This is a genomic window from Streptomyces sp. SLBN-31 (genome assembly GCF_006715395.1).
GTDB lineage: Bacteria > Actinomycetota > Actinomycetes > Streptomycetales > Streptomycetaceae > Streptomyces.
This window is the reverse complement of sequence record NZ_VFNC01000001.1, coordinates 2,185,030-2,209,420: the sequence shown is the minus strand read 5'-3', so window position 1 is coordinate 2,209,420 and position 24,391 is coordinate 2,185,030. Positions and strand designations below refer to the sequence as shown.

Annotated in this window: 24 protein-coding genes; 7 read left to right on the top strand and 17 right to left on the bottom strand. The window is 71.0% G+C overall.

What is annotated here, in order from left to right:
• Positions 1-42: 42 nt before the first annotated feature.
• Genes FBY22_RS10095 through FBY22_RS10080 form a run of 4 tightly spaced genes read left to right on the top strand, consistent with a single transcriptional unit; the run spans position 43 to position 3,375 of the window.
• Positions 43-1,011 carry an ABC transporter substrate-binding protein gene (locus FBY22_RS10095; protein ID WP_142144284.1) on the top strand — a complete coding sequence of 323 codons (969 nt, stop codon included), beginning with the start codon at positions 43-45 and terminating at the stop codon, positions 1,009-1,011.
• Entirely contained in the window at positions 1,008-1,781 is a 774-nt protein-coding gene (locus tag FBY22_RS10090) for an ABC transporter permease (RefSeq protein WP_142144282.1), read from the top strand. The genes FBY22_RS10095 and FBY22_RS10090 overlap by 4 nt, the downstream gene beginning before the upstream one ends.
• A complete protein-coding gene (locus FBY22_RS10085) occupies positions 1,778-2,557 on the top strand; it encodes an ABC transporter permease (RefSeq protein WP_142144280.1) in 780 nt (259 codons plus the stop codon). The genes FBY22_RS10090 and FBY22_RS10085 overlap by 4 nt, the downstream gene beginning before the upstream one ends.
• A gap of 20 nt (positions 2,558-2,577) precedes the next feature.
• Positions 2,578-3,375, top strand: a complete 798-nt coding sequence (locus FBY22_RS10080; RefSeq protein ID WP_142144279.1) for an ABC transporter ATP-binding protein — start codon at positions 2,578-2,580, stop codon at positions 3,373-3,375.
• 31 nt (positions 3,376-3,406) lie between these two features.
• On the opposite strand, the gene FBY22_RS10075 is transcribed toward FBY22_RS10080, so the two are convergent.
• The 16 genes from FBY22_RS10075 to FBY22_RS10000 all read right to left on the bottom strand — a co-directional run bounded on the left by FBY22_RS10075 (position 3,407) and on the right by FBY22_RS10000 (position 21,140).
• Positions 3,407-5,548, bottom strand: a complete 2,142-nt coding sequence (locus FBY22_RS10075) for a discoidin domain-containing protein (protein ID WP_260844770.1) — start codon at positions 5,546-5,548, stop codon at positions 3,407-3,409.
• Between the two features lie 70 nt (positions 5,549-5,618).
• On the bottom strand, positions 5,619-7,217 hold the full coding sequence (locus FBY22_RS10070) for a glycoside hydrolase family 13 protein (protein ID WP_142144276.1): 1,599 nt from the start codon (positions 7,215-7,217) through the stop codon (positions 5,619-5,621).
• A 30-nt stretch (positions 7,218-7,247) separates the two neighbouring features.
• Positions 7,248-8,108 (bottom strand): carbohydrate ABC transporter permease, encoded by an 861-nt coding sequence (locus FBY22_RS10065; RefSeq protein ID WP_142144274.1) that lies wholly within the window; start codon positions 8,106-8,108, stop codon positions 7,248-7,250.
• Positions 8,105-9,061, bottom strand: coding sequence for a carbohydrate ABC transporter permease (locus FBY22_RS10060; protein WP_142144272.1), 957 nt, complete (start codon positions 9,059-9,061; stop codon positions 8,105-8,107). The genes FBY22_RS10065 and FBY22_RS10060 overlap by 4 nt, the downstream gene beginning before the upstream one ends.
• Before the next feature lie 5 nt (positions 9,062-9,066).
• Entirely contained in the window at positions 9,067-10,416 is a 1,350-nt protein-coding gene (locus FBY22_RS10055; protein ID WP_142144270.1) for an ABC transporter substrate-binding protein, read from the bottom strand.
• A gap of 149 nt (positions 10,417-10,565) precedes the next feature.
• Positions 10,566-11,561 carry a LacI family DNA-binding transcriptional regulator gene (locus FBY22_RS10050; RefSeq protein WP_142144268.1) on the bottom strand — a complete coding sequence of 332 codons (996 nt, stop codon included), beginning with the start codon at positions 11,559-11,561 and terminating at the stop codon, positions 10,566-10,568.
• Positions 11,562-11,615: 54 nt separating this feature from the next.
• Positions 11,616-12,317, bottom strand: a complete 702-nt coding sequence (locus tag FBY22_RS10045) for a GntR family transcriptional regulator (RefSeq protein WP_142144266.1) — start codon at positions 12,315-12,317, stop codon at positions 11,616-11,618.
• 14 nt (positions 12,318-12,331) lie between these two features.
• The gene (locus tag FBY22_RS10040) at positions 12,332-13,333 is read right to left on the bottom strand and encodes a proline racemase family protein (protein ID WP_142144264.1); all 1,002 of its coding nucleotides are present in this window, start codon (positions 13,331-13,333) and stop codon (positions 12,332-12,334) included.
• Positions 13,334-13,348: 15 nt separating this feature from the next.
• On the bottom strand, positions 13,349-14,239 hold the full coding sequence (locus FBY22_RS10035; protein WP_142144262.1) for a dihydrodipicolinate synthase family protein: 891 nt from the start codon (positions 14,237-14,239) through the stop codon (positions 13,349-13,351).
• Positions 14,236-15,645, bottom strand: coding sequence for an NAD(P)/FAD-dependent oxidoreductase (locus tag FBY22_RS10030; protein WP_142144260.1), 1,410 nt, complete (start codon positions 15,643-15,645; stop codon positions 14,236-14,238). Before FBY22_RS10030 ends, FBY22_RS10035 begins: the two co-directional genes overlap by 4 nt.
• A complete protein-coding gene (locus FBY22_RS10025) occupies positions 15,638-15,940 on the bottom strand; it encodes a (2Fe-2S)-binding protein (protein WP_142144258.1) in 303 nt (100 codons plus the stop codon). The genes FBY22_RS10030 and FBY22_RS10025 overlap by 8 nt, the downstream gene beginning before the upstream one ends.
• Positions 15,937-17,088, bottom strand: coding sequence for an FAD-binding oxidoreductase (locus FBY22_RS10020; protein WP_142144257.1), 1,152 nt, complete (start codon positions 17,086-17,088; stop codon positions 15,937-15,939). Before FBY22_RS10020 ends, FBY22_RS10025 begins: the two co-directional genes overlap by 4 nt.
• 87 nt (positions 17,089-17,175) lie before the next feature.
• The gene (locus FBY22_RS10015; RefSeq protein WP_142144255.1) at positions 17,176-17,991 is read right to left on the bottom strand and encodes an ABC transporter permease; all 816 of its coding nucleotides are present in this window, start codon (positions 17,989-17,991) and stop codon (positions 17,176-17,178) included.
• Positions 17,992-18,012: 21 nt separating this feature from the next.
• Positions 18,013-18,876 (bottom strand): ABC transporter permease, encoded by an 864-nt coding sequence (locus FBY22_RS10010; protein WP_142144253.1) that lies wholly within the window; start codon positions 18,874-18,876, stop codon positions 18,013-18,015.
• A gap of 3 nt (positions 18,877-18,879) precedes the next feature.
• A complete protein-coding gene (locus tag FBY22_RS10005; RefSeq protein WP_142144251.1) occupies positions 18,880-20,073 on the bottom strand; it encodes an ABC transporter substrate-binding protein in 1,194 nt (397 codons plus the stop codon).
• A gap of 29 nt (positions 20,074-20,102) precedes the next feature.
• Complete coding sequence (locus tag FBY22_RS10000; protein WP_142144250.1) at positions 20,103-21,140, bottom strand: ABC transporter ATP-binding protein; 1,038 nt, start codon at positions 21,138-21,140, stop codon at positions 20,103-20,105.
• Positions 21,141-21,253: 113 nt separating this feature from the next.
• Here FBY22_RS10000 and FBY22_RS09995 point away from each other — a divergent pair, with 113 nt between their 5' ends.
• Together FBY22_RS09995 and FBY22_RS09990 are read left to right on the top strand one after the other, a co-directional pair.
• Positions 21,254-21,994: a FadR/GntR family transcriptional regulator gene (locus tag FBY22_RS09995; protein WP_142144248.1), complete on the top strand. Its 741-nt coding sequence runs from the start codon at positions 21,254-21,256 to the stop codon at positions 21,992-21,994.
• Between the two features lie 47 nt (positions 21,995-22,041).
• Entirely contained in the window at positions 22,042-22,806 is a 765-nt protein-coding gene (locus tag FBY22_RS09990) for a cache domain-containing protein (RefSeq protein WP_142144246.1), read from the top strand.
• Positions 22,807-22,845: 39 nt separating this feature from the next.
• Here the strand turns inward: FBY22_RS09990 and FBY22_RS09985 are convergent, their stop codons facing one another.
• Entirely contained in the window at positions 22,846-23,508 is a 663-nt protein-coding gene (locus FBY22_RS09985) for a hypothetical protein (protein ID WP_174267116.1), read from the bottom strand.
• Between the two features lie 224 nt (positions 23,509-23,732).
• Between FBY22_RS09985 and FBY22_RS09980 the strand changes: the two genes are divergently transcribed.
• Positions 23,733-24,386, top strand: coding sequence for a helix-turn-helix transcriptional regulator (locus FBY22_RS09980; RefSeq protein ID WP_142144242.1), 654 nt, complete (start codon positions 23,733-23,735; stop codon positions 24,384-24,386).
• The last annotated feature ends 5 nt before the right edge of the window (positions 24,387-24,391 follow it).

The following is a 24,391-nucleotide window of genomic DNA, read 5'->3' as shown; positions in this document are numbered from 1 at the left end:
CGCACAGCCTGTCGGAACACCGTTGTCTGTACAGGAGGAGCCATGCGTCGTCTGTTCGCCGGTCTCAGCGCCGGCGCCTTACTGCTCGCCGCGACGGCCTGTGGCTCGTCCGACGGCGGGTCGTCCGGCAAGGGCACGTCGTCCGGGGGCACCACCACCGTCAAGGTCGGGCTCATCCCGATCGTGGACGTGGCGCCCCTCTACCTCGGCCAGAAGAAGGGCTTCTACGAGAAGCAGGGCCTGAAGCTCTCCCTGACGCTCGCCTCCGGAGGCGCCGCCATCGTGCCCGCGGTGGCCTCCGGCCAGAACCAGTTCGGGTTCTCCAACGTGTTCTCCCTGATGCTCGCCCAGACCAACGGCGTCGCCCTGAAGGCGATCTCGAACGGCGTCGCCTCGACAGGCACGCAGGGCAAGGACTTCGGGGCGACCCTGGTGAGGAAGGACAGCTCCATCAAGACGGCGAAGGACCTTCAGGGCAAGAAGGTCGCCGTCAACACCCTCAAGAACATCGTCGAGTTGTCCGTGCGGGAGTCGGTGAAGAAGGCCGGCGGCGACCCGGACAAGGTGAAGTTCGTCGAGATCCCCTTCGACCAGATGGCCGCCGCGCTCGACAAGGGCCAGGTGGACGCCGCCATGGCCGTCGAGCCCGCCCTCACCACCATCAAGGACCAGGGCGGCCACGAGATCGCCTCGCCGCTGGTCGACGTCGCCCCGGCCCTCACCGTGGCGATGTACTTCACCTCGCAGCAGTACGCGAAGCAGAACCCTGACGTGGTGAAGAAGTTCCGGACGGCCACCGCCCAGTCCCTCGCCTACGCCGACTCCCACCCGGACGAGGTCCGGCAGATCGTCGCCACGTACACGAAGGTCCCGGCGTCGGTCCTGGCGAAGGTCACCCTGCCCAAGTGGCCGGCCGAGGCCAACAGGGCCTCCATCGAGACGCAGGCCGAACTCGGCGACGAGTTCGGGTTCTTCAGGAAGTCGCCCGACCTGGACGCACTGCTGCCGTGAGGGGCGTGAACGCCGCGCTGGGCGCGGCCGGGCTCGCGGCCTTCCTCGCCCTGGGCGAGGCGGTGCCGCGGCTCAGCCTGGTCAAGGAGGCCTACTTCCCGCCGTCCAGCCGCGTCGCCTCCGCGCTGGCGCACGAGGTCTCCGACGGCGCGTTCTGGTCGGCGCTCGGCGACACCCTCGTCGGCTGGGCGATCGGCCTCGCGATCGCCGTCGGCGCGGGCGTGGCCGCCGGCGTGCTGATCGCGATCGTGCCGTTCCTGCGGGAGACGACGGCCTCCACGATCGAGTTCCTGCGGCCGATCCCCTCGGTCGCCCTGATCCCGCTGGCGGTCCTGCTGTACGGCACCCAGCTGAGGTCGGTGCTGCTGCTCGTCGTCTACGCCTCCTTCTGGCAGGTTCTCATCCAGACCCTGTACGGCGTTCAGGACGTCGACCCGGTCGCCGAGGAGACGGCACGGTCGTACGGGCTGGGCACCTGGGCGCGGGTGCGGCACGTGCTGTGGCCGACGGCGCTGCCGTACGTCATGACCGGCGTGCGGCTGGCCGCCGCGGTGGCGCTGATCCTCGCCATCACCGCCGAACTCGCCATCGGGGCGCCGGGGTTGGGGCAGCGGATCGCGGTCGCGCAGGCCTCGCAGGCGGTGCCGGAGCTGTACGCGCTGATCGTCGTCGCCGGATTGCTGGGCCTGGTCGTCAACGTCGGCGCGCGCACCGTGGAGCGGCGGGCCCTGGCCTGGCACCAGTCGGTGCGCGGGGAGGTGGCGGTGTGAGGCGTCCGCTGCTGCGGCTGGCGTTCGCCGTCGCCCTGCCGGTGGTGCTGGTCGCGGTGTGGTGGGCCGCGTCCGAGGGCAGCTCCGACCCCTTCTGGCCGCCGCTGCGCACGATCCTGAAGACCTTCCCGGACGTCTGGACGGCCGACCGGCTGCGCGCCGACGTCCTGCCGAGCGTCCTGCGCCTGGCGGCCGGGTACGCGATCGCCGCGGTCGTGGGCGTCGCGCTCGGCACCTTCGTCGGCTCCTACCGGCGGGTGCGCGCGGTGTGCGAGCCGGTCCTGGAGTTCCTGCGGGCGATCCCGCCGCCCGTCCTGGTCCCGGTGATCATGCTGTTCGCGGGCATCGGCGACATGATGAAGATCGTCGTGATCGCGAGCGGCTGTGTCTGGCCGGTCCTGCTCAACACCGTCGAGGGCGTCCGCGCGGTCGACCCGGTGATGCTGGAGACGGCCCGTTCGTACGGCATCACCGGCGTGGGCCGCCTGCGCGATCTGGTGCTGCGCTCGGCGAGCCCGCAGATCTTCGCGGGCCTGCGCCAGGCGCTGTCGATCGGCATCATCCTGATGGTCATCAGCGAGATGTTCGCGGCCAGCGACGGCATCGGCTTCACCATCGTCCAGTTCCAGCGCGGTTTCGCCGTCCCCGACATGTGGACCGGCATCCTGGTCCTCGGTCTGCTCGGCTTCCTGCTCTCGGTCCTCTTCCAGCTGGTGGAGCGGCGGGTCCTGGCCTGGTACCACGGCCTGCGCGCCGCCACCCGGCGGTCATCGTGAACCTCGGGAAGGGGCGGTCCATGCACGCGCTCGTCGTATCGGGCCTGCGGAAGGTCTACGAGGGTTCCGGCCGCCGCGTCGAGGCGGTACGCGACCTCACCTTCACCGTGGAGGCGGGCGAACTGGTCTGTCTCGTCGGCCCTTCGGGCTGCGGCAAGACGACGCTGCTCAAGTGCGTGGGCGGGCTGCTCGCGCCCACGGCCGGCGAGGTGGTGCTCGCGGGCCGGCCGGTCGCCGGACCGCCGCCGGGGATGGCGTTCGTGTTCCAGGAGTACGGACGCAGTCTCTTCCCCTGGATGCGGGTCGGGGAGAACGTCGAACTACCGCTGAAGCAGAAGGACTTGAGCAGGGTGAGGCGGCGGGAACTCGTCGCCGACGCGCTGGAGTCGGTCGGACTCGCGGATGCCGTGGGGGCGTATCCCTGGCAGCTGTCGGGCGGTATGCAGCAGCGGGTGGCCATCGCCCGCGCCCTCGCCTACGAGCCCCAGGTGCTGTTGATGGACGAGCCGTTCGCCGCCGTGGACGCCCAGACCCGCGCCGATCTGGAGGACCTGGTGCGCGGGCTGTGGCGGGAGCGCGGCATCACGATCCTGTTCGTCACGCACGACATCGACGAGGCCGTCTACCTGGGCGAGCGGGTGGTCGTCCTGTCCGCCTCCCCCACCGTCGTACAGGAACAGCTGAAGGTGGATCTGCCCGCCGAGCGCGACCAGTTGCACACCCGCGTGGACCCGCGCTTCGCCGAGCTGCGCACACGTGTGTACGAGCAGATCCAGGCGGCGAAGCGCGGACCGTCGGCGCCCGCCGACCGGGAGTGAAGGTCCAGGTCGGTCGGGGCCGGCCTGGGAATCAGTTGTTCAGGTAGGCCTCCACCTCGCTGAACTGGCCTGCGGGCCAGCCGGTGTTGGCGCTCACGGACAGCCGCAAGTAGCGCAGGTTCGTGCTCGCGGGCAGCGAGACGGTCGCCGTGTTGCCGCTCGCCGGGTCGAAGCGGTAGCCGGTGGAGCCGACGACGGTCGAGTAGGAGGAGCCGTCGGTGCTGCCCAGCACGGTGATGGTCTGGGTGCGCGCGCCCCACGCGGAGGACGGCGGCAGCTTCAGCACCAGGCGGCGCACCGCGTAGGACGAGCCGAGGTCGACCGTCCAGGACTGCGGGAAGGCGTTGTTGGTCGACTCCCAGTAGCTGTTGGCGTCACCGTCGACGGCCTTGCCGGGCGTGTAGACGTCCTGCGAGCCGGTCGCGCTCGCCGGGCGGCCCTTGGCGAGGTTGCGGCCCGGGTCGGGGTCGGGGTTGCCCTGGCCCGGCTGCGGCCAGCTCGAGCAGTCAGACCAGGTGCTGCTCCAGCCGGAGTTGCCGCCGCCGTCGGTGAGGTTGAAGGTGCCCGAGCTCGCCATGTAGGGGCAGTTGTAGACGCCGGCGACGCCGACTGCGGTGGCGGTGACGTTGCGGAAGGTGGCCGCGCCCTGCGCCTCGGCCTGGACCACGACGGTGCCGGTGTTCTTCACGGTGGCGCCGTCCACGGTGACATTGCGGACCGGGTAGCCCTGCCCGCCTCCGGAGACGAACTCGAAGGCGCTGTAAGGGCTGTCGGTGATCGTCGTGTTGGTGATGTTCACCGTCGCGTTGATCGCGCTGTCGTAGGAGTCGACGCGCAGCGCGCCCATCGGGTGGTTCCAGTTGGGGTTCATCGCGCCCGCGCGGACGAGGGTGTTGCCGTCGACCGTGATCGTCCCGGCGAGCGGGGAGAAGGGGTCGAGGAACTTCTGGTTGGAGATCGCGATACCGCTGCCGAGGGCGTTGGTGTCGGAGACCATGTTGTTCTTCACGGCGATGTCGGTGCCGCCGTAGATCGCGATGCCGTTGGCGAGGTTGGGCTGCGAGATGGTGTTGTTCTCGAAGCTGCTGTTGCTGTCCGCCCCGTTCAGCGACCACATGGCGAGCGAGTCGTCGCCCTGGTTGCGCAGGAAGTTGCCCCGCACCCGGACGCCGTGCGCGTTGCCGTTGAGGTTGAGGCCGTCGGCGGTGGTGTCGAGGATGCGGCTGTTCTCGACGACCAGGTTGTCGTTGTTGCCCATCAGCCACAGGCCGACCTTCATGTGCTGGATCCACATCCCGGAGACCGAACTGTTCGGCCCGAGCGCCCCGTTGACGAAGTTGTCGGGGTTGGAGTCGACGCGTTCGGTGACCTCGCCCATGACCGCGAAGTCCTTGATGTGGACGTTGCCGGAGGAGCTGGACTGGTCGATGAAGCGGGAGGTGTGCACGACCGAGTACCAGCTGCCGGCGCCCTGGAGGGTGACGTTCTGGACGCCGCTCAGGGAGGAGGTCAGCCGGTAGTCGCCCGGCGGGATCCACACCGTGCCGCCCTGGGCGGCGGCGATGGCGTCCCGGAAGGCCTGGGTGGAGTCGCCGTTGCCGCTGGGGTCGGCACCCTTGGAGGTGACCGAGACGGATCCGGCGGGCTGGCTCGCGGCCTGGCCGACCTGCTCGAAGTCGGCCACGTCGACGGTCACTTGGGTGCCGGTCGCCTGGAAGGCGACCTTGTCGCCCTGCTGGACGTTCTGCCCCAGGAGCAGCCGGGCGTCGTCGAAGAAGTGGTGCGTCTTGGCGCCGGGGATCCAGCCGGTGTCGACGTAGGAGTACTTGGAGGTCACCGGCAGGGTCTTGGCGATCTTGGTGCCGTTGACGTACACGTCGAGCGAGCCCGACTGGCCGTCCGGGACGCTGTAGACGAGGTTCACGGCGTTGGCCGCGCGCGGCACGGTGAACTCGACGCGCTGACCGGCGGAGAGGCGTACGGCCTGGCGTCCGGAGGCCTCGGAGGCGAGGGTGCCCTGGGTGTAGTCCGGGCCGATCTTCGTGCCGGTGGTGATGGCCGACTCGGCTTCGACCGAGGTGAAGGGCAGGGTGGCGCCGGCGGCCGCGTGGGCGGCGGGAGCGGTCGCGGTGAGCAGGCCGGCGGAGAGGGCGACCACCATGGCTGCTGGCATGCCCCTGACAGTTTTGCGCATGTGCTGATCCCTTCGACGGGTGGGGGTGCGGGGATAGCGGGACGCGGTCTCAGGCGCGCAGCCAGACCGCGGTGTCCTTCGGCAGCCGTCCCTCCTCGTCCAGAGGGCCGCTGCCGAGCAGGAGTCGGGAGTGGTCCGGCAGCCGTGCGGGCGTGTCGGCGAGGTTCACCACGCACAGGGCGTCGCCGCGGGCGAAGGCGAGGACGCCCTCGGGCGAGGGCAGCCAGGCGAGGGGGCCGGTGCCGAAGACCGGGCGGAGCCGGATGCCCGCTCGGTAGAGGGCGAGCATCGAGCCGGGGTCGGCGGCCTGGAGATCGGCGGCGTACGCGGACCAGCCGGCGGGCTGCGGCAGCCACGGCTCCTGCCGCGAACCGAAGCCCGCGTACGGCGCGTCGGCCGCCCAGGGCAGCGGCACACGGCAGCCGTCGCGTCCGGGGTCGGTGCCCTGGGAGCGGAAGTGCATCGGATCCTGGATGCTCTCGCGCGGGATGTCGGCCTCGGGCAGTCCGAGTTCCTCGCCCTGATAGACGTAGACGGCGCCGGGCAGGGCGAGCGAGAGCAGGGCGGCCGCGCGGGCGCGCCGGGTGCCGAGCGCGAGGTCGGTGGGGGTGCCGAACGCCTTGGCCGCGAAGTCGAAGCCGGTCTCCGCGCGGCCGTAGCGGGTGACGGTCCGGGTGACGTCGTGGTTGCACAGCACCCAGGTGGCGGGGGCCCCGACCGGGGCGTGCTCGGCGAGCGTGGTGTCGATGGACGTGCGCAGCCGGTCCGCCTCCCAGGGGCAGGACAGGAACGAGAAGTTGAAAGCGGTGTGCAGTTCGTCGGGGCGCAGGTAGCGGGCGAAGCGCTCGGCGTCGGGCAGCCACACCTCGCCGACGAACACGCCGTCGTAGTCGTCGGCGACGGCCCGCCAGGAGCGGTAGATGTCGTGGAGTTCGTCGCGGTCGACGAACGGGTTCGGGTCACGGCCCGCGACGAAGTCGGGCAGTTCGGGGTCCTTGGCGAGCAGCGCCGCCGAGTCGATGCGGACTCCCGCCACGCCCCGTTCGAACCAGAAACGCAGGATGTCCTGGTGCTCCTGGCGCACGGCGGGGTGGGCCCAGTTGAGGTCGGGCTGCTCGGGGGTGAACAGGTGCAGGTACCAGTCCCCGTCCGGCAGCCGCGTCCACACCGGGTCGGTGGAGCCGACGAACTGGGACGGCCAGTCGTTGGGCGGGAGGTGGCCGCCGGGGCCGCGACCCGGCCGGAAGTGGAACAGATCGCGCTCCGGGCTGCCCGGCCCCGCGGCGAGCGCGGCGCGGAACCAGGGGTGCTGGTCGGAGACGTGGTTGGGCACGATGTCGACGATGGTGCGGATGCCGAGCTCGCGCGCCTCGGCGATCAGCTTCTCGGCCTCCGCGAGAGTGCCGAACGCCGGGTCGATGACACGGTAGTCGGCGACGTCGTAGCCGCCGTCCTTCATGGGCGAGAGATACCAGGGGTTGAACCACAGGGCGTCGACGCCGAGTTCGGCGAGATACGGCAGCTTCGAGCGGACGCCGGCGAGGTCGCCGGTGCCGTCGCCGTCACCGTCGGCGAAGCTTCGGACGTAGACCTGGTAGATGACGGCGGAGCGCCACCACTCCTGCCGGCCATGGCGGGGCTGTCCCACTGGGCTTGCCTTTCTGTCGGAGGGAGGGCGTCAGCCCTTGGTGCTGCCCGCGCTGATCCCGGCGATGATGTGCCGCTGGAAGACGAGGAACAGCGCGACCATGGGGATGCTGGCGATCACCATCGCGGCGATGAGCACGGTCAGTTGGATGTTCTGCGACAGCTGGACCAGGGCCACGCTGATGGGCTGCTCCTCGGTGTCGGAGAAGACCATCAGCGGCCAGAGGAAGTCCTGCCACACGGCCACCAGCGCGAAGATCGACACGACTCCGAGGACCGGGCGCGACATGGGCAGCACGATCGACCACAGCGTGCGCAGCTTCCCGGCCCCGTCGATCTCGGCGGCCTCCAGCACGTCGCGCGGGAGCTGGTCGAAGAACCTCTTGAGCAGATAGAGGTTGAAGGCGTTGGCGACGGCCGGCAGCCAGATCGCGACGGGATCGTTGAGCAGGCCCAGGTCCGCCACGGTCAGGTACTTCGGTACGACGAGGGCCTGGGCCGGGACCATCAGCGTGGCCAGGATGCCCCCAAGAATCAACTTGCCGAAGACGGGCCGGAGTTTGGACAGGGCGTAGGCCGCGGCGGTGCAGAACACCAGCTGGCAGGCCCAGGCTCCGGCGGCCTGGACCACGGTGTTCCACAGGTGCTGCGGAAGCTGCATCAGGTCCCAGGCGTCCGTGTAGCCGCCGAGGCGCCAGTGGGCGGGGACGAGGGTCGGTGGCGTCCGGGCGATCTCGTCCGGCGACTTCATCGCGCCGGTCACCATCCAGTAGACCGGGAAGAGGAAGGCGAGGGCGAAGAGCAGGACGACGGCCGTGAAGACGCTCCAGTACAGCGCCCTGCCGCGAGGGCGGGCGAGGACCGCCGGGGAGATCAGGGTCCGGGTGCTCACGCGTCCTCCTCTCCGGAGCGGGTCAGTCGCAGGTAGACGGCGGAGAAGGCGCCCAGGAGCACCAGCAGCATCACGCTGAGCGCGCAGGCGCCGCCGAAGTCGTTGTAGAGGAAGGCGTACTTGTAGATCAGGTACAGGACGGTGACGGTGGCGTTCTCCGGGCCACCGCCGGTGATCACGAACGGCTCGGTGAACACCTGCATCGTTGCGATGACCTGAAGCAGCATCAGCATCAGGATCACGAAGCGGGTCTGGGGGACGGTGACGTGCCGGACCCGCTGCAGCAGGTTCGCGCCGTCCAGTTCGGCGGCCTCGTACAGCTCGCCGGGGATGGACTGCAGGGCGGCGAGGTAGATCAGGACGGTGCCGCCCATGTTGGCCCAGGTCGCCACGAGGACGAGGGAGACGAGCGCGGTGTCGGCGCCGTTGGACCAGTTCGAGGTGGGCAGGTGGAGGAGGCGCAGCGTCTCGTTGGCGAGGCCGGTCCCGGGGTCGTAGAACCACTTCCACAGCAGGGCGCTGACCACCGGAGGGATCATCACCGGCAGGTAGACCACGACTCTGAAGAAGGCCTTGGCGTGCCGGAGTTCGTTCAGCACGAGCGCCATCACGAAGGGGATCGCGAAGCCGATCAGCAGGGCGAGCAGGGTGAAGGTGAGCGTGTTGCGCCAGGCGGCGGTGAATTCGGGGTCGTGCCAGACGCGGGTGAAGTTGGCGGTGCCGACCCACTCGGGCGAGGAACCCGGCGTGTACTTCTGGAAGGCGATCACGACGGCGCGGATGGCCGGGTACCAGGAGAACAGGGCGAAGCAGGCCAGGCCGCCGAGGAGGAAGGCGTAGGCGCGGGCCTGTTCGGCCAGGCGTCGCCGCCCCCGGCCCCCTACCGGGGGCGGCGCCGGGTCGGTGGCGGCGACGGCCGTGGTCACCGGTCGCCGTTCGGCCGTCTTGGTCATGGCGGTCAGCTCCGCGCCAGGATGCCGTCGATCTTTCCGGAGGCGTCCTTGAGCAGCTGGTCGATGTTCGCGTCCTTCTTGGTGAGGACGGCGGAGACGGCGCCGTCGAGGACGGAGTAGATCTGCTGGGCGTCCGGCGGCTCGATCTTCATCTGCAGGCTCTGGTTGCCGTCGAGGAAGGCCTGGTAGTTCTCCACCGGGACATTGGCGTTGGCCTTCTTGACCTGCTGGTCGGTGGCGTCGGCGGCGCCGGTGAACAGGCGCGGCTCGGGCAGGCCGACGGGCGCGTTCGCCTTCTTGGCGCGGGCGTAGTCGCCGAGGAAGCCCTTGCCGGGAGTGAGGAACATGTGGTCGAGCCACTTCAGGCCGGCGCGGATCTGGGCCGGCGTGTCGTGCTGGTTGAACATGTAGCCGTCGCCGCCGATGAGCGTGCCCTTGCCGCCGGGCATGGGGGCGAGGGCGAGGTCCTTGTAGTTGCCGCCCTTCTCCTTGACCAGGATCGGGATGTTGTCGGGGGCGGAGAGGTACATGCCGAGCTTGCCCGAACCCATCATCTGCTGCACGTCGTTGATGACGAGGAGCTGCTTGCTGCCCATCGAGTCGTCCGTCCACCGCATGTCGTGCAGGTTCTGCAGTACGGCGTGGCCCTCGGGGGTGTCGATGGTGGCCTTCTTGCCGTCGGCGCCGACGACGTCGCCGCCCTGGGAGTACAGCTCGGCGGTGAAGTGCCAACCCCCTTGGTTCTGGGCGCTGTAGTCGGCGTATCCGACGGTGCCGTCGCCGAGTGCGGCGATCTTCTTGGCGTCGGCGCGGACCTCCTCCCAGGTGGTGGGCGGCTTGTCGGGGTCGAGGCCGGCCTTCTGGAAGAGCTTGCGGTTGTAGATCAGGCCCATCGAGTAGCCGGTGCGCGGGATGCCGTAGATCTTCCCGTCGACGGTGTAGATGTCGCGCAGCTGCTTCTGGATGGTGCTGTAGCTCTTCAACTCCTTGACGTACGGGGTGAGATCGGCCGCCTGGCGGATGTCGACGACGTGCTTGGCGTCGGTGAAGTACGTGTAGAAGACGTCCTCCATCTGGCCGCCGGCGAGCTTGGCGTCGAAGGTCTTGGGGTCCTGGCAGGGGAAGGCGTCGTGGGCGACGACGTCGATGTCCGGGTGCTTCTTCTCGAAGGCCGCGACGTCCTGCTCGAAGAACCCGCGGTCGACCTTGGCGCTCTTGGGCGGCTCGCAGTTGACGGTGATGCGCGTCTTGCCGCCGGACGAACCGTCGTCGCCCGACCCGCAGGCGGAGGCGGTGAGTGCGAGCGAGCAGACGCTGAGCGCGGCGAACGTACGGCGGAACCCGGTGCTGGTCATCGGTGGACCCCTCGTGGCAGGAGCGTGGAAAGCCCACGGCGGCCTGCGAGAGCACACCACCGTGTCCGGCGCCGCACACTCAAGCACCGCCGACATCGCTCCGCAAGATGTCGCGCGTAATCTGTAATTGTTCGACAGGAGGGTGGATGTCAGGGACGAGGGGCTTGCGCGGTCGATCCGCGGACCACCAGCTCGGGCTCGAACAACAGCTCCTCGGGGGTCACCGAACCGCCGCCGATCTGCGCGTTCAGCAACTCCACGGCGGCCCGGCCCATGGCCTCGATGGGCTGGCGGACGGTGGTGAGCGGGGGCTCGGTGCAGTTCATGAAGGCCGAGTCGTCGTAGCCGACGACGGACACCTGCTCGGGCACGCCGAGGCTCTTGCGGCGGGCGGCCCGGATCGCGCCGAGGGCCAGCGGGTCACTGGCGCAGATGATGCCCGTGACACCCCGGTCGATGAGCCGGGAGGCCGCCGCGTGCCCGCCCTCGATGGAGAACATGGCACGCGCCACGCGCTCGTCCGGCAGTTCGCCCATGGTCCGCGCCGCGGCCAGTTTGCGCGCCGACGGGATGTGGTCGTCCGGCCCCAGGACCAGTCCGATCCGTTCGTGCCCGAGGGAGGCGAGGTGCCGCCAGGCCTGCTCCACGGCCACCGCGTCGTCGCAGGAGACGCCCGGGAAGCCGAGGTCGTCGATGGACGCGTTGACCAGCACGACCGGGATGTTGCGGTCGGCGAGCCGGCGGTAGTGGTCGTGCGGCGCGTCGGCCTGGGCGTACAGGCCGCCGGCGAAGACCACGCCGGAGACCTGCTGCTGCAGCAGCAGGTCCACGTAGTCGGCCTCGGAGACGCCGCCCTTGGTCTGGGTGCACAGCACCGGGGTCAGCCCGAGCTGGGCCAGCGCCCCGCCGATCACCTCGGCGAACGCCGGGAAGATGGGGTTCTGCAGCTCGGGAAGGACGAGACCGACGAGCCGGGCGCGCTCGCCGCGCAGCTGCGTGGGCCGTTCGTAGCCGAGGACGTCCAGGGCGCTGAGCACCGCCTGCCGAGTGACCTCGGAGACCCCCGGCTTGCCGTTGAGCACCCGGCTGACCGTGGCCTCGCTGACCCCTACCTTCTTCGCCACCTCGGCAAGTCGTCGCGTCATGGACGCAAGAATAGCGCAAGAAATGCAAACCGCTTGCGTAATGGCGTAACGACGTCAGCGTTCCTCGCGGGCGGCCCACAGACCGCGGACATGCCCGAGGTGACGGTCCATGACCTCGCGTACGGCCTCCTCGTCCCGGGCCAGCAGGGCGTCGAGGAGTTCGAGGTGCTCCTGGGCGGAGGCCTCGAGCCGGCCCGCCTCCGACAGTGCCGTCAGTCCGTACAGCCGTGCCCGGCGCCGCAGGTCCCCCACGACCTCCACGAGGTGGTCGTTGCCCGCGAGCGCCAGCAGCCCGAGGTGAAAGCGCAGGTCGGCCTCGATGTAGGCGATGAGGTCGCCCTTCGCGGCCGAGGTGACGATCTCCAGGGCGACCGGCCGCAGCGCCTCCAGGTCGGGGGGGTCGGCGGTCGCCGTGAGAGCGACGGTCGTCGGGATCTCGATCAGGGAGCGGACGTGGGCGTACTCGTCGAGCTGCTTCTCGGTCAGGGCGGTGACCCGGAAGCCCTTGTTGGGGACGATGTCGACCAGGCCCTCCTTCGCCAGCTCCAGCATCGCCTCGCGGACCGGGGTGGCGGAGACGCCCAGGCGGGGGGCGAGGGCCGGCGCCGAGTACACCTGGCCCGGGCGCAGCTCGCCGGTGATCAGCGCGGCGCGCAGCACGTCCACCACCCGCTCCCGGAAGTTGGGCTTCCGGCCGCCGAGCGCGGGCAGCGCGGGGGCGGGGAGGGCCGGGGTGGCGCGGCGTCGGGCGGGCATGGGCGTCTTCTCCCTCACAGGACGAACCCGGCGGGGAACGGGTCGGTCGGATCGAGCAGGTACTGGGCGGTGCCGGTGATCCAGGCGCGGCCGGTGAAGCTGGGCAGGACGGCGGGACGGCCGGCGACCTCGGTGGTGCCGAGGAGGCGGCCGGTGAACCGGGTGCCGATGAAGGACTCGTTGACGAACTCGGTGTGCAAGGGGAGTTCGCCGCGTGCGTGCAGTTGGGCCATGCGGGCGCTGGTGCCGGTGCCGCAGGGCGAGCGGTCGAACCAGCCCGGGTGGATCGCCATGGCGTGCCGGGAGTGCCGGGCGGTGGAGCCCGGTGCGAGCAGGTGGACGTGGTGGCAGCCTCGGATGGACGCGTGCTCGGGGTGGACGGGTTCGTCCTCGGCGTTGATCGCGTCCATGAGGGAGAGGCCCGCGGCGAGGATGTCGTCCTTGCGGGCGCGGTCGAAGGGCAGACCGAACTCCTCCAGAGGCAGGATGGCGTAGAAGTTGCCGCCGTAGGCCATGTCGTAGGTGACGGTGCGCCCGTCGGCGAGGGTGGCCTTGCGGTCGAGGGCGACGGAGAAGGACGGCACGTTCCGCAACGTGACGTTCTTCGCGGCGCCGTCCTCCACCGCGACCTCGGCGACGACCGGGCCGGCCGGGGTGTCGAGCCGGATGGTGGTGACCGGCTCGGTGACCTCGACCATGCCGGTCTCCACCAGCACGGTCGCCACGCCGATGGTGCCGTGCCCGCACATCGGGAGGTAGCCGGAGACCTCGATGTAGACGACGCCCCAGTCGCAGTCCGGGCGGGTGGGCGGCTGGAGGACGGCGCCGCTCATCGCGGAGTGTCCGCGCGGTTCGTTCATCAGCAACTGCTTGATGTCGTCGCGGTGTTCGCGGAAGTACAGCCGCCGCTCGTTCATCGTGGCGCCGGGGATGGTGCCGATGCCGCCCGTGATCACCCGGGTGGGCATGCCCTCGGTGTGCGAGTCGACGGCGTGCAGGACGAGTCTGCTGCGCATGCGCTCTCCTCCCTCCTAGGCCAGGCCCGCCGCGACGGCCCGCTCGGTGGCCGTGCGGACCGCGGCCTCCTGCTCGGGCAGCAGCGGGACGCGCGGCGGCCGGACCGGGCCGCCGTACCGGCCGACGATGTCCATGGACAGCTTGATGGCCTGGACGAACTCGACCTGGGAGTCCCAGCGCAGTAGCGGGTGCAGTTGCTCGTACAGCTTCTTCGCGGTGGCCAGGTCACCGTCGACGGCGGCGTGGTACAGCTCGCTGCTCGCGGCGGGCAGCGCGTTCGGGTAGCCGGCCACCCAGCCCTTCGCGCCCGCGATCGCGAGCTCCAGCAGCACGTCGTCGGCGCCGATCAACAGGTCCAGTTCCGGGGCGACTTCGGCGAGGCGGTAGGCACGGCGGACGTCTCCGGAGAACTCCTTGACGGCGTGGATGTACCCCTCGCCGTGCAGTTTGGCGAGGAGTTCCGGCACCAGGTCGACCTTGGTGTCGATCGGGTTGTTGTACGCCACGACCGGCAGGCCCGCCTTCGCGACCTCGGCGTAGTGGGCGAGCACCGAACGTTCGTCGGCGCGATAGGCGTTGGGCGGCAGCAGCATCACGCTGGCGCAGCCCGCGTCGCGGGCCTGCTCGGCCCAGCGCCGGGACTCCGCCGAGCCGTAGGCCGCGACGCCGGGCATCACGCGCGCGCCGCCGATCGCGGCGACGGCGGTCTCCACGACCCGGGCCCGCTCCTCGGGGGTGAGCACCTGGTACTCACCGAGCGAGCCGTTGGGGACGACACCGTCGCAGCCGTTCTCGACGAGCCACGCGCAGTGTTCGGCGTACTTGTCGTAGTCGACGGACAGGTCGTCGGTGAGCGGGAGCGCCGTGGCGACGAGGATGCCGCGCCAGGGGAGGTGGTCGGTCATGAGGGCCCTTCCTCGGTGGGGTGGTCGGGTTCCTGAGCCAGGACGCCGAGCGGCACGGGCCGCGCGAACGGCCGTCTGGACGGGGTGGGTCGGCATCCCGCGAGCCCGGCGACCGCGGGTCCGCAGATCCGGCCCTGGCACCAGCCCATGCCGGCCCGGGTGAGCAGCTTCACGGTGCGCGGATCGCCGGCGCCCAGGTCGTCGACGGCGGCCCGGACGGCACCGGCGGTCACCTCCTCGCACCGGCAGACCAGGGTCTCGTCGGTCACCTGCTCGCTCCAGTGCGCGGGCGGCCGGTACACGGCGTCGAGGGCTGCGGCGAACTCCCGAAGTCTTCTACGGGACTTGAGGGAGGTGTCCCACTCCGCCCGGTCGGGTTCGGTCCCCGTCAGGCGCGCCGCGGCGGAGCTTCCCGCGATGCGGCCCTCGATGAGCGCGAGGGCGGAGCCGCCGATGCCGGTGGCCTCCCCCGCGGCCCAGACTCGGGGTACGTCGGTGCGCTGCTCGTCGTCGACGTGGACCACGTGCCCGTCGAGGCGGCAGCCGAGGCTCTCCGCGAGGTCGGTGTGGGCCAGCATGCCGTGGCTCACGGCGAGCGAGTCGCAGGCGATACGGCGCCGGGTGCCGGGCCGGACGCGTCCCGCGGCGTCGAGCGCGGCGACGGTCACGGCCTCCACCCGCTCGGTGCCGTGCGCCTCGACCACCGTGTGCCGGAACAGCGGGCGGACCCGGCGCCGGGCCAACTGGGCCGCGTAGAGGGCCCCTTCGGCGAGCTTGCCCGGCTGGGAGACCAGCGGACGAAGGTGCCGTGCGAAGGCTCGGGCACCGGCGGACTCGACGAGGGCGGCCACTTCCACGCCCGCGGCCGCCAGCCCCGTCGCCACCGGCAGCAGCAGCGGACCGGTCCCGGCGACGACGGCTGTCCGGCCCGGGACGACGAGCGTTCCCTTCAGCATGGCCTGGGCGCCGCCCGCGGTGACGACACCCGGCAGGGTCCAGCCGGGGAAGGGCAGCACCTGTTCGTACCCTCCGGTGGCCAGCAGCACGGCGTCGGCGCGGACGGTGGCCGGGTCCTCCTGCTCGGGACCGAGCAGCGCGTGCACGACGAAGTCCGTGGGCCGCCGCTCGACCAACCAGACGTGATGGTCCGTCAAGTGCCGTACGGTTCCTGCCCGCAGGTGGGCGCGCAGGTCGTCCCGCAGTCGCTCCCACACCCGCCACTGGTGGTGCAGGGCCTGCGGCCGGCGGGCGCGCAGCTCCGCCGCCGGCTGCCGGTAGAACTGGCCGCCCGCCTCCGCGGCGGAGTCGACGAGCGTGACGCGGAGCCCGCGCGCGGCCGCGGCGAGCGTCGCGGCGAGACCCGCAGGGCCCGCGCCGATCACCGCGAGGTGCGGTCGGTCAGTCATCGTGGCCGGTCCCCTCCTGCGTACGGATCACGTCGCCCGGGGCCAGCGGCACCAGGCAGGCGCGCTGGTTGGGGCGGTCGTTGACGGTCACCAGGCAGTCGAAGCAGACGCCGATGCCGCAGAAGACGCCGCGGGGGCGGCCCGCTCCCCGGGTGGTGCGCCACGAGGTGACGCCGGCCGCCCAGAGCGCGGCGGCGACGGTCTGGCCGGGCAGCGCCTCGATCTCCCGGTCGTCGAGGGTGACCGTGAAGGCGGGGCCGGGACGGGCGTCGGCCAGGTCCAGCGGGGAGCTCACGCGACCTCCTCGGGGAAGCGGTCGGGGCCGAACGGCGTCAGGTCCAGGTCGGGCTTCTTGCCGGTCAGCGCCTGGGCGACGAGGTGCCCGGTGCCGGTGGACAGGCCGATGCCGGCGCCCTCGTGGCCGCAGGCGTGGTACAGGCCGGGGGCTCTGGGGTCGGGGCCGACGGCGGGGAGGTGGTCGGGCATGTACGGGCGGAAGCCGAGGTAGGCGCGGGTGGCGCGCACGTCGGCCAGGAAGGGGAACAGCCGGGTGGCGCCCGCGGCCAGCGCGCGGACGGCGGGCAGCGAGAAGGTCCGGTCGAAGCCCACCCGTTCGCGGCTCGCGCCGATCAGGACGGGGCCGGCGGCGGTGCCCTCGACGACCGGCGAGGTCTGCAGGGCGGCCGAGTCGCTGGCCACGTCGGCGACGTAGTCGGCGGCGTACACCTTGTGGCGGACCCGGCGCGGGAGCGGCTCGGTGACCAGGACGAAGCCGCGGCGCGGCAGGACGGGGAGGTGGACGCCGGCGAGGGCGGCGATCTCTCCGCCCCAGGTGCCGGCCGCGTTGACGACGACTGGGGCGTGCAGGTCGCCCCGGTCGGTGCGCACCCCGCGGACCGCGCCGTCCGGGCCGCGCAGCACGTCCGTCACACGGTGGCCGGTGAGCAGGCGGGCGCCCGAGGCGCGGAGCAGGTGGGCGGCGGCCAGGGCGGGCATGACCTGGCTGTCCTGCGGGTAGTGGACGCCGCCCGGCAGTCCGGGGGCGAGGTGCGGTTCGAGCGCGTAGAGAGTGTCGCCCGCGAGGGGTTCGGCGACGACGCCGGCGGCCCGCTGGGCGTCGGCGAAGCGTTCCAGGGCCGTCAGGCCGCCCGGGGAGGAGGCGACCGCGACGCCGCCCTTGGCCTCGTACTCGACGGACGCTCCCAGCTCGGCGGCGAGCTCGGCCCACAAACGGAGGGACAGCAGGGCGAGTTCGAGCTCGGGTCCCGGCTCCTTGTCGGAGACGAGGATGTTGCCCTCGCCGGCGCCGGTCGTGCCGCCGGCCACGCCGCCGCGGTCCACGACGAGGACGCCCAGGCCCGCGCGGGCCGCGTACAGGGCGCAGGCGGCGCCCACCATTCCGGCACCGATGACCACGACATCGCAGGTCAGTGGCTTGCTCACGCCAGTACTATGTCACATATCGCATGTGTGCGGAATGCCTCCGCGCGGGCCGCCGCTCAGACCCGGCCCCCCTCAGCCCAGCTCCCCTCACACCCGGCTCCCCGTCGCCGTATCGGCCGACAGCCGCTGGGCGACGTAGATCGGGACGACGGAGAGCAGCACGAGGACGGCCGCCACCACGTTCACTACGGGCGCCTGCTGGGGCCGGGTCATGTTGTTGAAGATCCAGATGGGAAGGGTCTCGATGCCGGGCCCGGCGGTGAACGTGGTCACCACGATCTCGTCGAAGGAGAGCGCGAAGGCGAGCAGTCCGCCCGCGAGGAGGGCCGAACGCACCAGCGGGAAGGTGACGTCGACGAAGGCGCGGAAGGTGTCGGCGCCAAGGTCCATCGCCGCCTCCTCGTAGGAGCCGGAGGTGCGCCGCAGCCGGGCGACGACGTTGTTGAAGACGACGACGATGCAGAAGGTGGCGTGCCCGACGATCACGGTGAACAGGCCCAGGCCGACCCCCAGTGGTTCGAGGACCGTGCTGAAGGCCGAGTTGAGGGCGATGCCCGTGACGATACCGGGCAATGCGATCGGCAGGACGACCACGAAGGAGATCGTGTCGCGGCCGAAGAACCGGTGCCGGGCGACGGCGAACGCGATCAGCGTGCCGAGGACGAGGGCGATCGCGGTCGCCCCCAGCCCGGTCCGGACCGAGGTCCAAAGGGCCTCGCGCGCACCGGAGTTGTGCCAGGCGACGGACCACCAGTGCAGGGTCAGGCCGGGCGGTGGCCAGCTCGCGCTGCGGTCGGGGTTCAGGGAGTTGACGACGACCAGCAGCAGGGGGACGTAGATCACGGCGAAGCCGGCCCCGGCGGCGACGCGCAGGGCGATGCGCGCGGAACGCGAGAGTTGCACGGCGGGCTCCTTCTCCAGGCTCTACAGGCTGCTGAGCGCGCCCGTGCGCCGCATGGCGAGCAGGTACAGGACGATGACGGCGACCGGGACCGTGCCGAGCGCGGCGGCCATGGGCAGGTTGAGCTCGATGTTGGAGTACACGAGGTTGCCGATCAGCTGGGTCTTGCCGCCGACGATCTGCACGGTGATGTAGTCGCCGAGGCTGAGCGAGAACGTGAAGATCGACCCGGCGGCGACGGACGGCAGCACCATCGGCAGCACCACCGAACGGAAGGTGCGCCAGGCCCTGGCCCCCAGGTCGGCGGACGCGTCGAGCAGGTTGGCGGGCAGCTGCTCCAGGGCCGTGTGGATGGGCAGGATCATGTACGGCAGCCAGAGGTAGGTCAGGGTCAGTACGGCGGCCGGCAGGCCGAAGCCGGGGCCGCTGAGCCCGAACGGCCTGAGCATCCAGTCGGCGAGTCCGCCCTCGGACAGGATCAGCCGCCACGCGTACACCTTCACCAGGTAACTCGCCCACAGCGGGGTGAGGATGGCGACGACGAGCAGCGGACGCCACCTCGGCCGGGCGACCCGCGCGGTGTAGAAGGCGACCGGGAAGGCGATGAGCGCGCACAGCACGGTCACCGAGGCGGCGACCCCCACGCTGCGTACGATCACCTGCCGGTAGACGGGCGTGGTGAACAGCTCGTGGAAGTTGTCGGTCGACCAGACCCTCACGACTTCGGAGGTGAAGGAGTTCGTGGTCCAGAAGGCGGAGACGAACAGCACCGTGAGCGAGCCGAGGTAGAGCACGGCCAGCCACAGCAGCGGGGCGGTCAGCAGCAGGGTCAGGCGGAGGCGGGGGCGGCGGTGCAGCGCCCCCGCGGTCCGGGTCAGCAGGGCCACGCCTCAGCCCTTGATCTCGGTCCAGGCCCGCACCCACTTGGCGTAGGGCACGCACTTGACGTCGGTGCGGCCGTCGAGGCACTGCTCGATGGGCGTGTTCCAGAAAGCGATGTTCTTCCAGTAGCCCTCGTCGGCCGCGTGGTAGGTGGTGCAGAAGTTCTTGTCGCTGGTGAGGTCGCAGGCCTTGGAGTTGGCGGGCGCCTCGCCGAAGTACTCGGCGACCTGGGCGTTGACCTTCGGGGAGACGATCCAGTTCAGCCATTTGTAGGCACAGTTGGGGTGCTTGGCCTTGGCGGAGACCATCCAGGTGTCGGACCAGCCGGTCGAACCCTCCTTGGGCACGATGGCCTTGACCTTGGCGCCCTCGCCGGCGGCGAGGTTCGCGATGACCTGCCAGGTGGTGCCTACCACGGAGTCGCCGCTCTTGAAGGCGGAGATCTCCTTCAGGTAGTCGCTCCAGTACTCGCCGACGTCGGTGTTCTGCTTCTTCAGCAGGCTCACGGCCGCGTCGAACTGCTTCTGGTCGAGGGCGTACGGGTCCTTGATCTTCAACTCGGGCCTGGTGGCCTTGAGATACAGGGCGGCGTCGGCGATGTAGATCGGCGAGTCGTACGCGGTGACGTGGCCCTTGTACTTCGGGGCGTCGTCGAAGACGGCGGCCCAGGAGGTCGGCGCCGGGTTGACCTTCTGCGTGTTGTACATCAGCAGGTTGGCGCCGCGGCCGTGCGGGATGCCGTACATCTGGCCCTTGACGGAGTTCCAGGCGCCGTTCTTCAGGCCGCTGAAGATGTCCTTGTAGTTCGGTACGAGCCCGGTGTTGACGGGGGCGGCGTCGCCGGAGGCGATCAGGCGCAGTGAGGCGTCGCCGGAGGCGGAGACGGCGTCGTACTCGCCGGTCTTCATCAGCTTGACCATCTCGTCGGAGCTGGCGGCGACCTTGGAGTTCACCTGGCAGCCGGTCTGCTTCTCGAAGTCGGTGACCCAGTCGACCTTGGGGTCGTTGGAGCCGTTCTCGACGTAGCCGGCCCAGGCGATCAGGTTGACGCTGCCCTCGGGCTTGCCGAGTTTCGACTGCGCCTTGAGATCGGGGGGGTTGAGGCCGCCGGCCGCCGAGCCGCCGCCGGAGTCGCAGGCGGTGGCGGCGAGCAGGAGGGCGGCGGCACAGGCCGCGACCTGGACGGTTCGGGTGAGGCGCACGTCGTTCTCCCAATCGAGGTGGAGCGGGATCAGGGGTGTTCCGGTACGGGGACGGTGTGGCGGTGGTGCCACCGCAGCCGCACCCGGGTGCCGCGGTAGGCGGCCACGTCCTCGGCGGACGTCTCCAGGTTCTGCTGGAGGGCGGTGAGGCGGCCGCCGGCGTCGAGGTCGACGAGGAAGCGGGTGGCGTCGCCGAGGTAGACGACCTCTGCGACGGTGCCGACGGCGGTGGTGTGCTCCGGCTCGTCGGTCTCGGCGGACTCCTTCAGGACCTGGATCTTCTCGGGGCGGATGCTGTAGATGCCCGGGGTGCCGACGATCCGCTGGGCGGACTCGCCCTCCAGCAGGTTGGAGGTGCCGACGAACGAGGCGACGAACGGGGTCGCGGGGCGTTCGTAGATCTCGGCGGGGGCGCCGACCTGTTCGATGCGGCCCTGGTTGAAGACGGCGATGCGGTCGCTCATCGTCAGGGCCTCCTCCTGGTCGTGGGTGACGAAGACGAAGGTGATGCCGACCTCGCGCTGCAGGGCCTTGAGCTCGACCTGCATCTGTTCGCGCAGCTTCAGGTCGAGGGCGCCCAGCGGCTCGTCGAGGAGCAACACACGTGGCCGCCCCACCAGGGCGCGGGCGAGGGCGACGCGCTGGCGCTGGCCGCCGGAGAGCTGGGCCGGCCGGCGCTTGCCGAAGCCCTCCAGGCGGACCTCGGCGAGGGCCTTGCGCGCCCGCACCAGCCGCTCGGCCTTGGGGACCTTGCGGACCTTGAGGGGGTAGGCGACGTTCTGCTCGACGCTCATGTGCGGGAAGAGGGCGTAGTCCTGGAAGACCGTGTGCACGTCCCGCTCGAAGGGGGCGAGGCCCGTGACCTCCTGTCCGGCGAGTTCGACGCGCCCGCCCGTCGGGGTCTCGAAACCGGCGATCATCCGCAGGACGGTGGTCTTGCCGGACCCGGACGGGCCGAGCATCGAGAAGAACTCTCCGTCCCGGATCTCCAGGTCGACCCCGGCCACGGCGTCGGTCTCCCCGAACGACTTCCGTAGATCCTGGAGCCGGACCGCAATTCCCTCCATGCAGGGGAACCTTTCTGGCGCTCGTCACCGTTTCACGGAAAGATATGAAGTCATAGTTCAAAGCTCAAGGCCCCCTTAGGGTAAAGCTTGAGTCAACGGACGAGGTGGTGGCGGTGAAGCAGCAGCAGACGGACGGCGGCGCCCGCGGAGCCGTCTTCGCCCCGGTCGACAGCAGAGCGCGGGTGGACGCGGTCGTCCGGCGTATCGGCGACGCCATCGAACTCGGGCTGCTCGCCGACGGCGAGCAGCTGCCCGGCGAGACCGAGCTGGCCGGCCGGCTCGGCGTGTCCACCGTGACCCTGCGCGAAGCCCTCATGGCGCTGCGCCAGCAGGGCCTGGTCACCACCCGCCGGGGCCGGGGCGGCGGCTCCTTCGTCTCCCTCCCGGAAGACCCCGGCGACGAGCGCCTCAGGGCGCGCCTGCGCGGCTGGAGCACAGAGGAACTGCGCGACCTCGGCGACCACTGGGCGGCCCTGTCCGGCACGGCGGCACGCCTCGCCGCCGAGCGCACGGAACCGGACGACCTCCTCCAACTACGGCGTACGGCGGACGAGTTGGCGCATGCGGAGGACGCGGCGGCGCGCAGTCGCGTATACGGCCGCTTCCACGTCGAACTGGCCGCGGCCGCCCAGTCGGCGCGCCTGACCCGGGAGCAGGTGGCCCTGCAGACCGAGGTCGGCGCACTGCTGTGCCTTGTGCTGGGCGACGACGAATATCGTGAAGAGGTGGCGGACCGTCACCGCGCCGTAATCTCGGCCGTGCAGGATGGGGCCCACGATTCGGCCAGGCAGCTGGCCGAGCGGTGCGTCCAGGAGTCGACGACGCGGCTCATCGCCGTACGGCTGTCGCTCTAGAACCCCTGGCCGCGCCGCGTCCGGTCACCGTCCGCTGGAGGGCGCGCATGAGGCTCGCGACCACGGCGCTCGGCACGGCAGCGGAGGAGTCGGTCGCGGCCGGGGTCGGCTCCGCCCTTGAGCACGTGTTCGAGGCCGTCTCCGCCACCCGCTCCGAGACGGCGGCCCTGCTGGCCCGGGTGGCTGCCGAGGGCCGTCGCCCCGCCACCGTGGACCTCGCCGCCCTGCGCCCCGGCCTCCACGCGCGGCTCGCCCGGCAGGAACTGGTGTCCGGGGTGGGCTTCGTCGCCGCGCCGGGACTGCTCACCGACGTACCGGCCTGGCTGGAGTGGTGGCAGTCCGACGCACAGGGGGACGTCCGGCCGCTGCTGCTCGACCTCGACCCCGATCACTCGGCCTACGCCGACTACACGCACTGGGACTGGTTCGCCCTGCCCCGCGACACCGGCGAGCGCGCGGTGGCCGGACCGTACGTCGACTACCTCTGCTCCGACGAGTACAGCCTCACGCTGTCCGCGCCGGTCGAGTCGGAGGGCCGGTTCGCCGGGGTCGCCGCGGCCGACGTGTACCTGCGGCACTTCGAAGCGGCCGTACTCCCCCTCCTACGGCGACTGCCCCGCCCGGCGCACCTGGTGAACGCGCGCGGCCGGGTGGCGGCCTCCGCGGACCCGGCGCATCTGGCCGGGTCCCTCACCAAGGGCCCGGACTTCGCGGCCGTGCTGGAGCGGCGGCGGCCGACGACGGTCGGCGGAACACGCCTGATGCCCTGCGCAGGCGTGCCGCTCGTCCTGGTGACGCACCGCGACCACTGACATGACACCGTCGGCGACCTGAACGCCGACGGGGTCAGGTCAGCGCTCGGCGGCCGGCACCACCCGCAGGTGCGCGCCCGTCGACCGCGTCCTGCGGGACCGCGGACGGTCGCGCCGGGACTCCCGCAGCACCAGTGTCAGCCGTGTGTAACCCAACTCCCCGAGCGTCCGCGGCGTCTCGTCGACGACCCGGCAGTCGGTGGCACCCCAGCGCGGATCGGGGTGGAGCAGGGGCCGTACGGCGCCGTCGTGCTCCACGGCCCGCTCCCCCACGGCGCTCATCCAGTGCGGCAGCCCCTGCCGGTAGGCGGCGTCCATGATGGGATCCTGGGCGATGTCCCGGCGGATGGCCTGCAGACCGTGGTCGTGGCCGTGACGCTCCACGGCGGCCGCGAAGTGGGCCAGCATGGGCAGGCACCAACTCGACTCGTGCTCGCCGAGCACGGTCCCCGCGTCGGGGTGGAACAGCACGAACCGCAGGAAGTTCTCGCCGGGCATGGCCGTCGGGTGCGGACCCACGCCACCGAAAAGTGACGCGAAAGCGTTGTTGGAGAGTACGACGTCCCACCGGTGGTCGAGAACGACGGACGGAAAGGGAACGGCGTCCAGGAGGGTGGCGTAGTCCTGCAGATACGCCTGGGCCTCAAGACTGTCGGGGACGGGCCGCGGTGCCGGCCGCCACCCTCCTGCCTGATGTGCCATCGGGAGGTCACCCCTCTTGCCTATGCGGCCTTCACGCGGCGCCTTGATCCTGCGGCCCGGACGCGAGTCGTGTCAACTATCGTGGCATTTCATGCCCGTTGACGGCCGAAACAGGCCACAGTTGTGGCGAGACCTGGATGTGAGTTCGAAACTCCCGGTAATGTCCGTCGAGTTCACGGCAACCGCTTGTGAGAATCCTGTTGGGAAACGTAGGAGATCTGTCGGTGACGGACGGCTTCGAGGCTCCGGGCACCACGCCGGCGACCGCCGCGCTCTCGGCAGTCGTCGCCCGCGTCGGCACGCTCGCCGACCGGCTCGGCGTGGCGCACACGGAGATCTTCGACACCCGCCGCCTCTCGGTCGCCTCCGGCGTTCCCGAACCCGTCGTCAGGGCCCTCCTGGCCGGCCGCCCGGCAGGCGAACCGGACGTCCAGGCCCGCTTCCTGCAACGTCTGGACCTGCTGCGTCGCACCCGGCTGAAGCCCAACGGCCGCAAGTACACGCAGCAGGAGATCGCCGACGGCGCGGGCATGTCGCGTCAGCAGGCCGGGGCCCTGATCAACGGCGACCGCCGCCCCACCATGGAGCACTGCGACGCCATCCAGCGCTTCTTCCGCGTCCACGCCGGCTTCCTCACCGCCGAGGACCCCGAGGCCCTCACCACCGCGCTGCAGGGCACCGAACAGGAACTTCTGCAGAAGCTGGCCGAACGCGACGAGGCGACCGCCGCCGCGGACCCCCTGGAGAAGCTGCTGCAGGACCACGGCGTCCGCGGCATCGCCTGGCGGGCCGCCCAACTCCCCACCGACCAGCACCGCGACAAGGTGGCGGAGTGGCTGGACATGCTCCTGGAGGGCATCAAGCGTCCCGAGGGCTAGGGCTC

Coding starts and splice junctions, on each gene's coding strand:
- FBY22_RS10095 (WP_142144284.1), top strand. CDS start 43: ATGCGTCGTCTGTTCGCCGGTCTCAGCGCCGGCGCCTTACTGCTCGCC.
- FBY22_RS10080 (WP_142144279.1), top strand. CDS start 2,578: ATGCACGCGCTCGTCGTATCGGGCCTGCGGAAGGTCTACGAGGGTTCC.
- FBY22_RS10075 (WP_260844770.1), bottom strand. CDS start 5,548: ATGCCAGCAGCCATGGTGGTCGCCCTCTCCGCCGGCCTGCTCACCGCG.
- FBY22_RS10060 (WP_142144272.1), bottom strand. CDS start 9,061: ATGACCAAGACGGCCGAACGGCGACCGGTGACCACGGCCGTCGCCGCC.
- FBY22_RS10055 (WP_142144270.1), bottom strand. CDS start 10,416: ATGACCAGCACCGGGTTCCGCCGTACGTTCGCCGCGCTCAGCGTCTGC.
- FBY22_RS10050 (WP_142144268.1), bottom strand. CDS start 11,561: ATGACGCGACGACTTGCCGAGGTGGCGAAGAAGGTAGGGGTCAGCGAG.
- FBY22_RS10045 (WP_142144266.1), bottom strand. CDS start 12,317: ATGCCCGCCCGACGCCGCGCCACCCCGGCCCTCCCCGCCCCCGCGCTG.
- FBY22_RS10040 (WP_142144264.1), bottom strand. CDS start 13,333: ATGCGCAGCAGACTCGTCCTGCACGCCGTCGACTCGCACACCGAGGGC.
- FBY22_RS10035 (WP_142144262.1), bottom strand. CDS start 14,239: ATGACCGACCACCTCCCCTGGCGCGGCATCCTCGTCGCCACGGCGCTC.
- FBY22_RS10030 (WP_142144260.1), bottom strand. CDS start 15,645: ATGACTGACCGACCGCACCTCGCGGTGATCGGCGCGGGCCCTGCGGGT.
- FBY22_RS10000 (WP_142144250.1), bottom strand. CDS start 21,140: ATGGAGGGAATTGCGGTCCGGCTCCAGGATCTACGGAAGTCGTTCGGG.
- FBY22_RS09990 (WP_142144246.1), top strand. CDS start 22,042: ATGAGGCTCGCGACCACGGCGCTCGGCACGGCAGCGGAGGAGTCGGTC.
- FBY22_RS09985 (WP_174267116.1), bottom strand. CDS start 23,508: ATGGCACATCAGGCAGGAGGGTGGCGGCCGGCACCGCGGCCCGTCCCC.